Source organism: Actinokineospora lacus, from assembly GCF_053813445.1.
The window spans coordinates 43,551-61,227 of sequence record NZ_JBQERA010000013.1 but is presented as its reverse complement, the minus strand read 5'-3'; the positions used below and the strand labels follow the sequence as shown (position 1 = coordinate 61,227).

1 protein-coding gene and 1 pseudogene (1 of these 2 running past the window's edge) are annotated in these 17,677 nt (G+C 73.4%); both read right to left on the bottom strand.

From position 1 onward, the window contains the following. A protein-coding gene (locus tag ACTG9Q_RS27380; RefSeq protein WP_455575795.1) for a type I polyketide synthase crosses the window boundary here: on the bottom strand, positions 1-3,827 show its beginning. Its footprint begins 10,657 nt before the window's first position; 3,827 of the gene's 14,484 nt are visible here — the first part of the coding sequence; it begins with the start codon at positions 3,825-3,827; the stop codon falls past the left edge of the window. Further along, positions 3,824-17,677 (bottom strand): annotated as a pseudogene (locus ACTG9Q_RS27375) (type I polyketide synthase); the annotation flags it as partial. The gene ACTG9Q_RS27380 and the pseudogene ACTG9Q_RS27375, both read right to left, overlap by 4 nt.

The window sequence follows — 17,677 nt, the reverse complement described above, 5'->3', positions numbered from 1 at the left end:
GTGATCAGGACGGTGCCCGCGGCGGCCCAGTCGGGCCGGGGCGCGGTGGCGGCGACGCGGGTCAGCCGGGGAACCAGCACGGACTCACCGCGCACGAGGACTTCGGGCTCGTCGGTGGCGAGGGCGCGCGCCACCGCCTGCCCGTCGGCGTCGTCGAGTTCGACCACGCCGAAGCGGCCGGGGTGCTCGGACTCCGCCGATCGCACCAGTCCCCGCACGGCCGCCGCGGGGAGGTCCCCGGCGCGGATCAGGAACACCAGGCGGGCCCGCTCGTCGACGAGCCAGTCCTGGATCGTCCGCAGCGCGCGCGTGGTGAGGTCGTGCGTCGAGTCGATGACCCGGTCGGGGTCGCCCGTGACGCTGACGACCACGACGTCCGGGTCCTCGGTGCCCGCGGCGCCGAGGGCGGCGGTCAGGCCGTGCGCGTCGGTCCCGAGCATGGCCACGGCCCTGGGGGCGGCACCGGTCGACTGAGCGGGCACCCATTCCACGCCGAACAGCGGGTCGGTGGCCGGGCCCAGGCCGTCGGCCGACCGGAGCGCGAGGGTCTCGACGGTGATGACCGGCGCGCCTGCCGGGTCGGTGACGGTGATGCTCGCGGCGTGGTCACCGGAGCGGGTGATCCGCACGCGCGCGGCGGTGGCGCCGCGCTGGTGCAGCGTCACGCCCGACCAGGAGAACGGCAGTCCGCTCATCCCGGTGAGGGCGACGGTGTGCAGGCAAGCGTCGAGGAGGGCCGGGTGCAGGCCGAACCGGGCGGCGTCGCGGACGTGGTCCGGGAGCGCGGCCTCGGCGTGGACCTCGTCGCCGCGCCGCCAAGCCGCCCGCAGGCCCCGGAAGGCGGGCCCGTAGTCCCAGCCCGCGTCCGCGAGGCCGGGGTAGAGCCCGGTCAGGTCGACGGCGTCGGCGTCGGCGGGTGGCCAGTGCGCCTCGGACTCCTCCGGTGCGCGCGGGTCGGGGACGACCGTGCCGGAGGCGTGCGCGGTCCAGTCGAGGCCGTCGAGCCGCGAGTGGACCCCGACGGCCCGGCGCCCGGTGTCGTCGGCGGCGCCGACGCGCACCTGGACTTCCACGGTCCCGCGCTCGGGGAGTGCCAGCGGCGCGGCGATGGTCAGCTCCTCGACGGTCGCGCAGCCGACCTCGTCCGCCGCGCCGAGGGCCAGCTCCAGCAGGGCGGTGCCGGGGACGATGACCCGCCCGCGCACGACGTGGTCGGCGAGCCAGGGGTGCGAGCGCGCCGACAGCCTGCTGGTGCACACGACGCCGTCCTCGCCCGCGAGGTCCACGGCGGGTCCGAGCAGCGGGTGGGTGACGCTCGGCCAGTACCGCTCGCGGTCGAAGGCGTAGGTGGGCAGGTCCACGCGCCCGCCACCGGCCAGCGCTGGGGTCCAGTCCACGTCGACACCGGTCACGTGCAGGTTCGCCAGTGCGGTGAGGAAGCTGGTCTCCTCGCCGCTGTCCTTGCGCAGCACGGGGAACGACGGCACGGCCATCACGCCCGACAAGACTCCCGGACCCAGTTCCAGGCCGACCGCGATCCCCTCAACCGCGTCCGCGAACCGCACCGTGTCCCGGATATTCCGAACCCAACGCTCAGGATCATCCGACACCAACGCCGCGACAGCCCGAAACTCCTCAACCATCGGGTCCATCAACGGCGAATGGAAAGCATGCGACACCCGGAGCCTGGTCAACCGCCGCCCACCCAACGCCGCCACAACCCCAGCAACCGCAGCATCCTCACCAGCGATCACCACCGAGTCACGAGCATTTACCGCAGCCAACGAAACCCGCTCAGTCAACAGAGGTGTGACCTCATCCTCGGTCGCCTGCACAGCGACCATCGATCCGCCCGACGGCAACGCCTCCATCAACGACGCCCGCGCAGACACCAAACGACACGCAGCCTCCAAACCCAGTTCACCGGTCACGTGAGCAGCAGTGATCTCCCCCACCGAATGCCCCACCACAACATCCGGGCGAACCCCGAACGACTCCACGAGCCGGTACAGGGCCACCTCGACCGCGAACAACGCGGGCTGCGCCCACCCGGTCTGGTCCAGGAGACTCGCATCCTCACCCCACATCACCCCACGCAACCCAGCATCAAGATGCGCACACACCTCATCAAAAGCCTTGGCGAAAACCGGAAAGCGGTCGTACAATCCCCGACCCATACCCAACCGCTGCGCACCCTGACCCGGAAACACCACACCCAAACGACCCGACGACACCACACCCCGCGCCACCTCGACACCATCCAACAACACCACCCGGTGCCGGAACGACGAACGGGAGAGCAACGACCAGCCGACATCCACCGGCGACGAGTCCACCGCCCGAAGCCGCTCCACCTGAACATCCACAGAGGACACCGACTTCGCCGAAACCACCCACGGCACCACCCCGCGCGCCTCTTCCGGAACAACCTCGACCTCAGAGCCCGCTTCAAGGATCACGTGCGCATTCGTTCCACTCACCCCGAACGACGACACACCCGCCCGACGCGGCCGATCACCCGACCACTCCCGCGCCTCGGCCAACAACTCCACCCGACCGGCGGACCAGTCGACCTGCGAGGAAGGCTGATCAACGTGCAGCGTGCGCGGCAGCACACCATGCCGCATCGCCTGCACCATCTTGATCACGCCGGCGACACCCGCGGCAGCTTGCGTATGACCCAGGTTCGACTTCACCGAGCCGAGCCACAGCGGCACGTCCCGATCCTGGCCGTACGTCGCCAGCAAGGCTTGCGCCTCGATCGGGTCGCCCAGCCGCGTCCCCGTCCCGTGCGCCTCGACGGCGTCCACATCGGACGCCGCGAGCCGCGCGTTGGCCAGCGCCGCCCGGATCACCCGTTGCTGCGCGGGGCCGTTCGGCGCGGTCAACCCGTTGGACGCGCCGTCCTGGTTGACGGCCGAACCCCGCACCACCGCCAGCACCCGGTGGCCGTTGCGCTCCGCGTCCGAGAGCCGCTCCAGGACGAGCACACCCGCGCCCTCACCCCAAGCGGTGCCGTCCGCCCCGTCGGCGAACGCCTTGCACCGCCCGTCGGGGGCGAGGCCGCGCTGCCGGGAGAACTCCACGAACACGCCCGGGGTGACCATCACCGACACCCCGCCCGCGAGCGCGAGCGAGCACTCGCCGCCGCGCAGCGCGACCGCCGCCAGGTGGATCGCCACCAGCGACGACGAGCACGCGGTGTCGATGGTGACCGCGGGGCCCTCGAACCCGAACGTGTAGGCGATCCGCCCGGACAGCACGCTGCCCGCGTTGCCGGTGAGCACGTGCCCCTCGGTCTCCGGGGAGGCGGCGGCGAGCCCGGCGTACTCCTGGCCGTTCGAGCCGACGAACACCCCGGTGCCGCTGCCCCGCAGCGCGTCGGCGTCGATCCCGGCGCTCTCCACGGCCTCCCAGGAGGTTTCGAGCAGCAGCCGCTGCTGCGGGTCCATGGCCGTGGCCTCGCGCGGGCTGATGCCGAAGAAGCCCGCGTCGAACTCGGTGGCGGCGGACAGGAACCCGCCGCGCCGCGCGTAGCTGGTCCCCGGGTGGTCGGGGTCGTCGTCGAACAGCGCGTCGAGGTCCCAGCCCCGGTCGGCGGGGAAGTCCGAGAGCGCGTCGCCCCCGGAGGCGACCAGCCGCCACAGGTCGTCGGGCGTGCGCACGTCACCCGCGAAGCGGCACGCCATGCCGACGACGGCGATGGGTTCCCTGGCCGCCGTCTCGACCTCGTCCAGCCTGCGCCGCGCCTTGCGCAGGTCGGCGGTGACGCCCTTGAGGTAGTGGCGGAGCTTGTCCTCGTTGGCCATTGCCGCGTCCTTGGTCATGAGATGCCGAACTCCTTGCCGATGAGGTCGAACATCTCGTCGTCGGTGGCGTCGTCGAGGCTGTCGGTCCGCTCGTCGTCCGGCTCGGGACCGCCTTCCCCGAGGTTCCAGAGGATCTCCTGCAGGCGGGCGGCCATCCGGGTGCGCGCGGCGTCGGTCAGCGGGCCCGAGGTGATCAGCGCGTCGAGCCTGGCCAGCTCGGCGAAGCCCGCGTCGGCACCGCTGGGGTCCACGACCAGCTCCTGGAGCAGGTGGTCGGCGAGCGCGGCGGGGGTCGGGTGGTCGAACACGAGCGTGGCGGGCAGCGCGGCGCCGGTGGCCCTGGTGAGCCGGTTGCGCAGTTCCACCGCGGTCAGCGAGTCGAAGCCGAGGCCGCGGAACGCCTGGTCGTCCGGGACGGTGTCGGCCCCGGTGTGGCCGAGCACCGCGGCGGCGTGCGACCGGACCAGGTCGAGCACCAGGTCCCGCTGTTCGGGCCGGGGCACGGCGGCCAGCCGTCTCACCAGGTCGCCCGGCTCACCCTCGGTGCCGGGGTCCGTCCGGTCGGCGAGGTCGGCGAGCAGCGGGCTGGGGCGGGCGGAGGTGAACCCGGCGGCGAACCGCGTCCAGTCGACGTCGGCGACGGTCACGCAGGTCTCGCTCCCGGCGACGGCCCGGTGCACGGCGGTGACGGCCAGGGCCGGGTCCATGGCCGCGACGCCGGTCCGGGTGAGCCGCTGCTCCACCTGCGGGTCGGTGGCGAGCCCCGCGTCGGCCCACGCGCCCCAGGCGATGGACGTGGCGGGCAGACCGGCGTCCCGGCGACGGCGGGCCAAGGCGTCGAGGAAGGCGTTGGCCGCGGCGTAGTTGCCCTGCCCCGCGCTGCCGGTGACGCCCGCGAGCGAGGAGAACAGCACGAACGCGGACAGGTCGAGGTCGCGGGTCAGCTCGTGGAGGTTGACCGCGCCGGTGACCTTGGGGCGCAGCACCCGCGCCAGCCGGTCCGGGGTCAGCGACTCGACCACCCCGTCATCGAGGACGCCCGCCGCGTGCACGACCGCGGTCAGCGGGAACTCCTCGGGGATGCCCGCGAGCACGGCGGCCAGGGCGTCCCGGTCGGCGGCGTCGCAGGCGGCGACCGTGGTCTTGGTCCCCAGCTCGGAGAGGTCGGCGGCCAGCTCCTGGGCGCCGGTGGTCTCCAGCCCGCGCCTGCCGAGCAGCACGACGTGGGGCGCGCCGCGTTCGGCTGCCCACCGGGCGAACCGGGCGCCGAGCGCGCCGAGGCCGCCGGTGATCAGCACGGTTCCGCGCGACCACGGGCCGTCGCCGGGGGCGGTGGGCAGTGGGGCCCGGACGAGCCTGCGGGCGAGGGCCCCGGACGGCCGGATCGCGACCTGGTCCTCGGTCCCGGCCAGCACGCCCGCCAGTCGGGCCAGCAGGCGGGGGTCGAGCTGGGCGGGCAGGTCGACCAGCCCGCCCCACAGCCGCGGCTGTTCGAGCGCCACGACCCGTCCGAGGCCCCAGACCATCGGACCGGCGGCGCCGTCGACGGGGTCGCCGGGGGCGGTGGAGACGGCGTTGCGGGTGACCGACCACACGCGGGCGGTGGTGCCGCGCTCCAGCAGCGTCCGGACCAGTGCGAGGGTGTGCGTCACGCCCGCGGGGACATCGGGTTCGCCGTCGGTGGGCTCCTCGGCCAGGCCGAGCAGGGACACCACTCCCGCCAGCCCGGCCGGGTCGGCCTCGGCGGCGGTTCCGGTCAGGTGGACGTCGGCGCCGTGGTCGGTGAGGGCGGTGACCAGCTGGGACACCCACGGGTCGTCGGTGTGCCCGTCGGGGGCGACGACGAGCCACCGCCCGGACAGCGCCGGGGCGGGTGCCGCGGTCACCGGGTTCCAGGTGACGCGGTAGCTCCAGGAGTCCACCGCCGACTCGTCGCGGCGGTGCCGCCGCCAGGAGGACAGGACCGGCAGCACCGACTCCCACGTCGCGCCCTCGGCCACACCGAGGCTCGCGGCCAGGGCCGCGGTGTCCTGGCGCTCCACCAGGTCCCAGAACTCCCCGGTGTCCTGGTCCTCGCGCTTCGCGGGCTGGGCGCGGAGCCAGTACCGCTGGTGGTCGAACGCGTACGTGGGCAGGTCGAGCGGGTGCGCGGCGGGGATGACCTGGTGCCAGTCGACGGGGAGGCCGTGGACGTGCGCGTCGGCGAGGCAGCGCGACATCCGCTGGGGTCCATCCTCCCCCCGCCGCAGGGAAGCCACCGTTGCCACCGCGCCGATCTCCTCGACAGCGGGAAGCATGATCGGGTGCGGGCTGGCCTCCAGGAACGCGGCGTGACCATCACCGAGAAGGGCCTGGACCGCCTCCTCGAACCGCACGGTCTGCCGCAGGTTCTCCACCCAGTAGGCGGCGTCCATCGGCCGATCCAACAACCGGCCGGTCAACGTCGAATACACCGGAACCCGCCCAGACCCAGGAGAAACGTCGGCCAACAGCTCCAGCAACGGTTCGCGCAACAACTCCACCTGAGCTGAATGCGACGCGTAATCCACCGCGACCCGCTTCACCCGCACACCATCGGACTCACACGAAACGATCAACTCATCCAACGCGGCGTCCTCCCCCGACACCACCACCGAACCCGGACCGTTCACCGCGGCGACGGACAGACCCTCCCACCGCGACAGCCGGTCGGCGATGTCCTCGGCCCCCAGCGAGACCGACACCATGCCGCCCAGGCCGGACAGCCGTTCCCCGATGAGCTTGCTGCGCAACGCCACGACACGAGCGGCATCGCGCGGGGACAGCACGCCCGCGACGCAGGCCGCCGCGATTTCCCCTTGCGAATGGCCCACCACCGCGACCGGCTCGACACCGTGCGCGCGCCACCACTGCGCCAACGACACCATCACCGCCCACAACACAGGCTGCACCACATCAACCCGCTGAAGGGCTTCCTCATCAGCGAGAACGGACAGCAGGTCCCACTCCACGAACTCCGACAGCGCCGCACCGCACCGCGCCATCGACTCGGCGAAGGCAGAGGAGGACTCGATCAGCTCCAAACCCATGCCCACCCACTGCGAACCCTGCCCGGGGAACACGAACACCGCACCCGAGTTCGCGGCGGAGCCGGTGACGGCCGCCGCGTGGGGCTGGTCGCGCCACAGGGCGTCCAGTGCGTCCCGGTCACCGGCGAGGACGACGGCCCGGTGCTTGAAGGACGAGCGGGCCAGCAGTGACCGCGCCACCCCGGCCGCACCCGCTCCGGGGTGGGAGTCGAGGTAACCGGCCAGCCGGGCGGCCTGCGCCCGCAGGGCGGCCGGTGTCCTCGCCGAGAGCAGCCATGGCGCGGGGTCGGTTTCCTCGGACTCGGTGGCGTGATCAGGCCCCTGCTCCAGCACCACGTGGGCGTTGGTCCCACTCGCACCGAACGACGACACACCAGCCCGACGCGGCCGATCAGCCCGCCATTCCCGTGTCTCGGTCAGCAGCTCCACTCGACCAGCGGACCAGTCCACATGCGACGAGGGCTCATCCACGTGCAGGGTCCTCGGCAACACACCATGTCGCATCGCCTGCACCATCTTGATCACCCCGGCCACCCCGGCCGCAGCCTGTGTGTGCCCCAGATTCGACTTCACCGAACCAAGCCACAACGGAACATCCCGACCCTGCCCATACGTCGCCAACAACGCCTGCGCCTCGATCGGATCACCAAGCGTCGTCCCCGTCCCGTGCGCCTCCACAGCGTCCACATCGGACGCTGACAGCCCGGCGCTCGCCAGCGCTTGGCGGATCACCCGCTGCTGGGAGGGGCCGTTCGGCGCGGTCAAGCCGTTCGACGCGCCGTCCTGGTTGACGGCCGAACCGCGCACCACCGCCAGTACCCGGTGGCCGTTGCGCCGCGCATCGGACAACCGCTCCAGCACCACGACACCGACACCCTCGCCCCACCCCGTGCCGTCGGCGGCATCGGCGAACGCCTTGCACCGGCCGTCCGATGAGAGGCCGCGCTGGCGGGAGAACTCCACGAAGACCTGCGGGGTCGCCATCACGGTCACCCCACCGGCCAGTGCCAGCGAGCACTCGCCCGAGCGCAGGGAACCGGCGGCCATGTGGATCGCCACGAGCGATGAGGAGCACGCCGTGTCGACGGTGATGGCGGGACCCTCGAACCCGAAGGCGTAGGACACCCGCCCGGAGGCCGCGCTGCCCGCGTTGCCGGTGCCCAGCAGTCCTTCCAGCTCCTCAGGGACGCTCGGCAGACCCGCGGCGTAGTCGTGGTACATGACGCCCGCGAACACGCCGGTCCGGGAGCCCCGCAGCGCGGCCGGGTCGACCCCGGCGTGTTCGACCGCCTCCCACGAGGTTTCCAGCAGCAGCCGCTGCTGCGGGTCCATCGCCAACGCCTCGCGCGGGCTGATCCCGAAGAACCCGGCGTCGAACTCGCCCGCTCCGGAGAGGAACGCGCCCTGCCGGGTGTAGGACGTGCCGGGGTGGGCCGGGTCGGGGTGGTACAGCGCGTCGAGGTCCCAGCCGCGGTCCGCGGGGAAGGCGGACACGACGTCGGTACCCGCGGACACCAGGTCCCACAGGGCGGCCGGGGAGTCGACGCCACCCGGGTACCGGCACGCCATGCCGACAATGGCGATCGGGTCGTCGTCCACCGCGGGCGGGGCGGGCACCGGGTCCGCGGTCCCGGGTTCGGCGCCCGCGAGCAGATCCACCAGGTGCGCGGCCAGGTCCGCCGGGGTCGGGTGGTCGAACACCAGCGTGGCGGGCAGCCGCAGGCCGGTCGCGCCGGTGAGCTGGTTGCGCAGCCGCAGCGCGGTGAGCGAGTCGAAGCCCAACCGGGTGAAGGGCTGGTCGTCCCGGATCTCCCGGGCGTCGGCGTGGCCGAGGACGGCGGCGGCGTGCGACCGGACCAGCCCGGCCACCGCTCGGGCCTGGTCGGCGCGGGGAAGCGCGGCCAGGTCGGGTGATCCCGCTGCGGCGACCGAACGCCTGCCTGCGGATCGAACGAGCCCTCGCCACAGCGCGGGCACCGGCCCGGCCTGGCCGCGCAGCGCGGCCAGGTCCGGCCGCACGGGGACCACGACCGGACGGCCCGCCACGAGCGCGTCGTCGAACAGCCGCAGCCCTTGTGCCCTGGTCAGCGGTGCGATGCCCATGGCGGACATGCGGGCCACGTCGGCGGAGGACAGGTGCGCGGTCATCGCGCTGCGCTGCTCCCAGAAGCCCCACGCCAGCGACAGCGCGGGCGAGCCCGCCTCCCACCGCTGCCGCGCCAGCGCGTCGAGGAAGCCGTTGGCCGCCGCGTAGTTGCCCTGCCCCGCCGCCCCCAGCGTGCCCGCGGCTGAGGAGAACAGCACCAGCGGCGCGTCGGCCGGGATCAGCTCGTGCAGGGTGACCGCGCCGTCGACCTTGGGCCGGAACACCGCCGCCAGGCGCTGCGGGTCCAGTGAATCGACCAACCCGTCATCGAGCACGCCCGCCGCGTGGACAACCGCGGTCACCGACCTGGTGGCGAGCAGTTCGACGACCGCGGCCCGGTCCGCCACGTCACAGGCCACCACCTCGACGGTGGCACCCGCGCCGGTCAACTCGGCCGCCAGGTCGCCCGCCGGGTCGACACCCCGACGAGAGGCGAGCACGAGGTTCCGGACACCGTGCTCGGCCACCAGGTGCCGGGCGAACTCGGCGCCAAGCCCACCCGTCCCACCGGTGATCAGCACCGTGTCGTCCGCGCCGAAGCTGATCGGGGCCGCCAACCGGGCGAGCCCGGACTCCCCTGCCGGGACGGCCGGGTGGCGCTCGGCGCTGACGGCCGGGACGGGCTGGGCCTGCGGGGAATCCGCGTCAGTGCCGGGCTGGGCGGTGCGGACTCGGGCGAGTCTGGGCGCCCACGCCCTGCCTGCCCGGACCGCGAGCTGGGGTTCGTCCCCCGTGACCAGGCCGGGCAGCGCGTCCGCGGAGTCCGGGTGGCCGTCGACGTCGACCAGCACGACGCGGTTCGGGTGTTCGGCCTGGGCGGATCGAACCAGGCCGGCGGCGGTGGCCGCGGCGGGGTTGGTCAGCCGGTCGCCGTCGGCGGTGACCACAGCGCCGCGGGTCACCACCGCCAGCCGGGAGCCTGCGAAGCGGTCGTCGGCCAGCCAGGTTCGCAGCAGCGCGAGGACCTGCGCGGTGACGCCGAGCGGGTCGCCATCGGGTACGGGGGCCAGGACGACCTCCGGGATCTCCGGGAGGTCAAGGTCGAACCGGTGGGGGTCGAGGGTCGCCACGCCGCTCGGGGCGCGGGCCGGGACGGACAAGGGGGTCCAGACCTGCTCGAACAGGGCGTCGGGCGAGGCGGGCGCCAGGCTCGCGGGGGCGGGGCGGGTGATCAGGGACGCGATCTCGGCGACCGGGAGACCGGCTGGGTCGGTGATGCGGACCTGGAGACCGTCGGTGTCGAGGGGGGTTATCCGGACCCGCACCCGGGTGGCGCCGACGGCTCGCACGACCACGCCGGTCCAGGCGAACGGCAAGCGCGGCGCGGTGTCGCCGTCGGCTGCGGGGTGCAGGGCCGCGTCGAGCAGGGCGGGGTGCAGGCAGAAGCCCGCTGCCTCGGCGGGCAGTTCGACGTCGGCGAACAGCTCGTCCCCCGCGCGCCACACGGCCCGCACGCCGTGGAACACCGGGCCGTAGCCGTAGCCCGCCGCCGCGAAGCGGTCGTAGAGGCCGTCGACCGGGACGGGGGTCGCGCCGGACGGCGGCCAGGGCGTGGCGGGTGCCGAGGTCGCGTCGACGGGGGTGGCCGTGGTCAGGAGCCCGGTGGCGTGCCGCTGCCAACCCTGGCCGTCGGTGCGGGAGTGAATCTCGATCGGGTGGGCGCCGGTCTCGTCGGCGGGACCGACGGCCACCCGCAGGGCCACCGCGCCCGTGAGCACGAGCGGGTGTTCCAGGGTGAGTTCCTCGACGCGGTCGCAGCCGACCTCGTCACCAGCCCGGACCGCGAGCTCCACGAAACCCGTGCCGGGGAACAACACCGTGCCGTTCACCGCGTGATCGGCCAACCAGGGGTGCGACGACAGCGAGATCCTGCCGGTCAGCACGATCCCCCCATCGCCCGGCAGCTCCACCGCGGCGCCCAGCAGCGGGTGCCCGGCCGGGGTCTGGCCCGCGGCGGCCACGTCAGCGTCCCGCGAGGACGGCTCCGGCCAGTAGCGCCGGTGCTCGAACGGGTATCCCGGCAGCTCCACGCGGCCCGCGTCCGGAATGACCTGGTGCCAGTCGACGGTGAGGCCGTGGACGTGCGCGTCGGCAAGGCAGCGCAGCACCCGCTGGGGCCCGTCCTCCCCGCGCCGCAGGGAAGCGACCGTCGCCACCGCGCCGATCTCCTCCACCGCCGGGAGCATGATCGGGTGCGGGCTGGCCTCCAGGAACGCGGCGTGGCCGTCGCTGAGGAGCCCTCGGACCGCGTCCTCGAACCGGACAGTCTGCCGCAGGTTCTCCACCCAATAAGCCGCGTCCATCGGCCGGTCCAGCAGCCCCCCGGTCAACGTCGAATACACCGGAACCTGCCCAGGCCCGGAAGACACCTCGGCCAACAACTCCAACAACGGCTCGCGCAACAACTCCACCTGAGCAGAATGCGACGCGTAATCCACCGCGACCCGCTTCGCCCGCACACCATCGGACTCACAAGAAGCGATCAACTCATCCAACGCGGTGTCCTCTCCGGACACCACCACCGAGCCAGGGCCGTTCACCGCCGCCAGGGACACCCGGCCCGCCCAGCGGCCCAACCGCTCCACCGCATCGGCTGCGCCGAGCGAGACCGACACCATGCCGCCGAGACCCGACAACCGCTCCCCGATCAACCTGCTCCGCAACGCCACCACCCGCGCGGCATCACGCAGCGACAACACCCCAGCCACACAGGCGGCAGCGATCTCGCCCTGCGAATGGCCCACGACCGCCACCGGCTCCACACCATGCGCACGCCACCACTGCGCCAACGACACCATCACCGCCCACAACACAGGCTGCACCACATCAACCCGCCGAAGAGCTTCCTCATCACCCAGAACAGACAACAGATCCCACTCCACAAACTCCGACAAAGCCACACCACACCGCGCCATCGACTCAGCGAAGACCGGGGAAACCCCGACCAGCTCCAAACCCATGCCCACCCACTGCGAACCCTGCCCAGGGAACACGAACACCGCACCTGAATTCGCGGCGGAGCCGGTGGTCACACCCGCGTGCGGCTCTCCCCGGCCCAGTGCCGCCATCGCGTCGCCACCGAGCACCACGGCGCGGTGGTCGAAGAGCGAGCGGCCCAGCAGCGTCCGCGCGACCGCGGCGGCATCCAGGTCGGGGTGGGCGTCGAGGTGGTCCGCCAGGCGCGCCGCCTGCGCCCGCAGGGCGGTGTCCGTCTTGGCCGACAGCAGCCAGGGGATGGCTCCGCGCACCTGCTCAGCGCTCGTGTCGACCGGTGGCGCCTGTTCCAGCACCACGTGCGCGTTGGTGCCGCTCACCCCGAACGACGACACCCCAGCCCGACGCGGCCGATCACCCGACCACTCCCGTGCCTCGGTCAACAGCTCCACCCGACCCGCCGACCAGTCCACATGCGACGACGGCTCATCCACGTGCAACGTCCGCGGCAAAACACCATGCCGCATCGCCTGCACCATCTTGATCACACCAGCAACACCCGCAGCAGCCTGCGTATGACCGAGATTCGACTTCACCGAACCAAGCCACAACGGGATATCCCGACCCTGCCCATACGTCGCCAACAACGCCTGCGCCTCGATCGGGTCACCCAAGGTCGTCCCGGTCCCGTGCGCCTCAACGGCGTCCACATCGGACGCCGAGAGACCGGAGTTCGCCAGCGCCTGCTTGATGACCCGCTGCTGAGACGGCCCGTTCGGCGCGGTCAGGCCGTTCGACGCGCCGTCGGAGTTCACCGCGGAACCCCGCAGCACGGCGACGATCGGGTGACCGGCGCGCTGGGCGTCGGACAGCCGCTCCAGGACCAGCACGCCGACGCCCTCGCTCCAGCCGGTGCCGTCGGCGGCGTCGGCGAACGCCTTGCACCGGCCGTCCCCGGACAGGCCGCGCTGGCGGGAGAACTCGACGAAGATCTGCGGAGTCGCCATCACCGTCACCCCACCGGCCAGCGCCAGCGAGCACTCGCCGGAGCGCAGGGACTGGGCCGCCCAGTGCATGGCCACCAGCGACGACGAGCACGCCGTGTCGACCGTGACCGCGGGGCCCTCGAACCCGAAGGTGTACGACACCCGCCCCGACAGCACGCTGCTCGCGCTGCCGATCAGCACCGTGCCCTCCAGATCGGCGGACGACGCCCCGGCCAGCGGGGAGTAGTCCTGGCCGTTGGAGCCGACGAACACCCCGGTCCGGGTGCCCCGCAGCGCGGCCGGGTCGATCCCGCTGTGCTCCAGCGCCTCCCACGAGGTCTCCAGCAGCACCCGCTGCTGCGGGTCCATGCCGACGGCCTCGCGGGGGCTGATCCCGAAGAACGCGGCGTCGAAGCCCGTGGCCCCGGCGAGGAACCCGCCGCGGCGGGTGTAGCTGGTGCCGTGGTGGTCCGGGTCGTCGTCGAACAGCGCGCCGAGGTCCCAGCCCCGGTCGGCGGGGAACTCCGACAGGACGTCCCCGCCCTCGGCGACCACCCGCCACAGGTCCTCCGCCGAACCGATCCCGCCGGGGAACCGGCAGGCCATGCCCACGATGGCGATGGGCTCGTCGGCACCGGTGACGGCGGCGGCGGGCGCGTCGGTGACCGTGTCGGCACCGAGCAGTTCCGCGCCGAGCGCCGAGGCGAGCGCGGTCGGGGTGGGGTGGTCGAACACCAGCGTGGCGGGCAGCCGCAGCCCGGTGCGCGCGGCGAGGCGGTTCCGCAGCTCGATCGCGGTGAGCGAGTCGAACCCGAGCTGGGTGAACGCGTGGTCGGGATCGATCGCCTGGCCGCCGGTGTGGCCGAGGACCGAGGCGACCGCGCCGCGCACGAGGTCGACCAGCAGCCGGGCCCGCTCGGCCGCACCCGCACCGCGGAGCCGCCGCGGCAGGTCGCCCGTGCCGGTGTCGCCGGGCGTGCCGAAGCGGTCCCAGTCGACGTCGGCGACCACCACGCACGTCTCGCCGCCCTCGACGGCCTGGCGCATGGCGGCCAGCGCCCGGTCCGGGTCCATCGCGCCGATGCCCCGACGGCGCAGCTGCTCCTCGGCGACGCCCGCTGCCGCCATGCCGGTGTCGGCCCACGCCCCCCAGGCGATGGAGGTGGCGGGCAGCCCCTCCGCGCGCCGCTGGTGGGCGAGAGCGTCGAGGTAGGCGTTGGCCGCGGCGTAGTTGCCCTGCCCGGCGTTGCCGGTGACCCCGGTGATGGACGAGAACAGCACGAACGCGGCCGGGTCGAGGTCGCGGGTCAGCTCGTGCAGGGCGACGGCCGCGGCCACCTTGGGCCGCACCACCCGGGCCAGCCGCTCGGCGGTCAGCGAGGTGATCACGGCGTCGTCGAGCACGCCCGCCGCGTGCACCACGGCGCTGAGCGGGAACCGCTCCGGGATCGCGGCCAGCACGGCGGCCAGGGAGTCCCGGTCGGCCGCGTCGCAGGCGGCGACGGTCACCTCGGCCCCCAGGTCGGCCAGCTCGGCGACGAGTTCCGGCACACCCTCGGCGTCCGGCCCGCGCCTGCTGCACAGCACCAGGTGCGGCGCGCCCCGCTGGGCCGTCCACCGGGCGACGTGCCTGCCGAGGGCCCCGGTGCCACCGGTCACGAGGACGGTGCCGCGCAGCCACGCGCCGTCGCCCGCGGGCGGGGGCGCCGCTGGGCCGAGCCTGCGGCCGAACACGCCCCCGGGGCGCACCGCGACCTGCCGTTCGCCGCCTGCCAGGGCGCCGACCAGCCGGGCTCCCACCCGGTGCCCGGGGTCCGGGGGCAGGTCGACCAGCCCGCCCCACAGCTCGGGGTGCTCCAGGCCGACGACGCGGCCGAGGCCCCACACCATCGCGCCCGCCGGATCGCCGATCGGGTCGTCCTGGGCGATCGGCACCGCTCCCCTGGTCGCGCACCACAGCGGCGCGGTCACTCCCGCCTCTAGCAGCGCCCGCACGAGCGCCAGGCAGTCCTCGACGTCCACGAACGCCAGCACCCGGTCGACCGGGCCCACCGCCCGCAGCGCGTCGGGACCGGTGCCGCCGTCGGGCCGGACGACCTCGACGCCGTGCTCGGCGAGTTCGGCGACCACCGGGTCGTCGCCGACGACCAGCCACCGGCCGCCCCGCACCGGTCCGACGCCGACCGGCTGCCACGTGACCCGGTACCGCCAGGGCTCGGCCGTGGCCTCCTCGGCGTCGAGCCAGTACCGCTGCCGGTCGAAGGCGTAGGTGGGCAGGTCCACCGCCCGCGCGCCTGCCCCGGCGAACGCCGCTGCCCAGTCCACGTCGACCCCGGCGGTGTGCAGCGACGCCAGCGCGGTGAGCACAGCGGTCTCATCGTCCCGGTCCTTGCGCAGCATCGGGAACGACGGCGCCGACATCACCCCGGACAGCGCACCCGGCCCCAGCTCCAGGGCGACTGTGATGCCCTCGACGGCGTCCGCGAATCGCACGGTGTCACGGATATTCCGAACCCAACGCTCAGGATCGTCCGACACCGACGCCGCGACAGCCCGGAACTCCTCGACCATCGGGTCCATCAAGTACGAGTGGAAGGCGTGCGACACCCGCAACCGCGTCGACCGCCGCTCCCCCAACGCCGCCACAACCCCAGCGACCGCAGCGTCATCACCCGCGATCACCACCGAGTCACGAGCATTGACCGCAGCCAACGAAACCCGCTCAGTCAACAGGGGCGTGACCTCATCCTCGGTCGCCTGCACAGCAACCATCGACCCACCCGCAGGAAGCATCTCCATCAACGACGCCCGCGCCGACACCAAACGACACGCAGCCTCCAAACCCAACTCACCAATCACATGAGCAGCAGCAATCTCCCCCACCGAATGCCCCACCACAACATCCGGACGAACACCAAACGACTCCACCAAGCGGTAAAGGGCCACCTCAACGGCGAACAACGCGGGCTGCGCCCACCCAGTCCGGTCCAGCAAACCCTGATCCCCACCCCACATCACCTCACGAAGACCAGGGGCAAGGTACGCGCACACCTCATCAAAAGCCTTGGCAAACACCGGGAAACGCCCATACAACCCCCGACCCATACCCAACCGCTGCGCACCCTGACCCGGGAACACCACACCCAACCGACCCGACGACACCACACCCCGCGCCACCTCGACACCGTCCAACAACACCGCCCGGTGCGGGAAACACGGACGATTCGCCAACGCGGCCGCCACGTCGACCGGTGCGGCGTCCACTCCCCGGAGCCGCTCCAGCTGAGCGTCCAGGGATGGCTCCGACATCGCCGACACCACCCACGGCACCACCCCGCCGAACTCACCTGGGGCAGGCTCCTCATCCGGCGCCTGCTCCACGATCACGTGCGCGTTCGTCCCGCTGATCCCGAACGACGACACCCCCGCCCGGCGCGGCCGACCGGCGTCCACCCACGGCCGCGCCTCGGTCAGCAGCTCCACCTGGCCCGCCGACCAGTCCACGTGCGGTGACGGCTCGTCCACGTGCAGGGTCCGCGGCATCGTCGCGTGCCGCATCGCCTGCACCACTTTGATCACCCCGCCGACACCGGCCGCCGCCTGGCTGTGGCCGATATTCGACTTGAGCGAGCCCAGCCACAGCGGTTCGTCCCGGTCCTGGCCGTAGGTCGCCAGGATCGCCTCCGCCTCGATCGGGTCGCCGAGCGCCGTGCCGGTGCCGTGCGCCTCCACGAGGTCCACATCGGACGGGCGCAGTCCGGACGCCTCCAGCGCCTCCTCGATGACCCGCCGCTGCGCCGGGCCGCTCGGCGCGGTCAGGCCGTTGGTGGTGCCGTCCTGGTTCACCCCGCTGCCGCGCACCACGGCCAGCACCCGGTGGCCGTGGCGACGCGCGTCCGACAGCCGCTCCAGCAGCAGCACGCCCGCGCCCTCGGCCCACGCGGTGCCGTCGGCCGACGCGGCGAACGAGCGGCACCGGCCGTCCGGCGACAGCGCCCGCTGCCTGCTGAACTCCACGAAGCTGCGCGGGGTGGCCATCACGGTGACCCCGCCCGCGAGCGCCAGCGCGCTCTCCCCGCGCCGCAGCGACTGGCAGGCCAGGTGCAGCGCCACCAGCGACGACGAGCACGCCGTGTCGACGGTGACCGCCGGGCCCTCGAAGCCGAAGGTGTAGGCGATCCGGCCGGAGGCGACGCTGCCCGCGCTGCCGGTGGTGATGTACCCCTCGAACTCCTCCGGCACGACCCGCAGGCGGGTGCCGTAGTCGTCGTACATGACGCCCGCGAACACCCCGGTGCGGCGCGCGCCCGGCGCCCGCGGGTCCAGCCCGGCCCGTTCGAACGCCTCCCAGGCCGTCTCCAGCAGCAACCGCTGCTGCGGGTCCATCGCCTGCGCCTCGCGGGGCGCGATCCCGAAGAACGCCGGGTCGAACTCGGCGGCGTCGTGGAGGAACCCGGACTCGCGGGCGTAGCACGTGCCAGGCTCGTCCGGGTCGTCCGAGTGCAGCCGGTCCAGGTCCCAGCCCCGGTCGGTGGGGAACCCGGAGACCGCGTCCGTGCCGGAGCCGACCAGCTCCCACAGCTCCTCCGGGGAGGCCGCGCCACCGGGGTAGCGGCAGGCCATGCCGATGATCGCGATGGGCTCGCTCTCCCTGGCCCGCACCTCGCGCAGCTCCCGCTCGGCCCGTTTCAGGCCCGCGGTGGCGCGCTTGAGGTAGTCCCGCAGCTTGTCCTC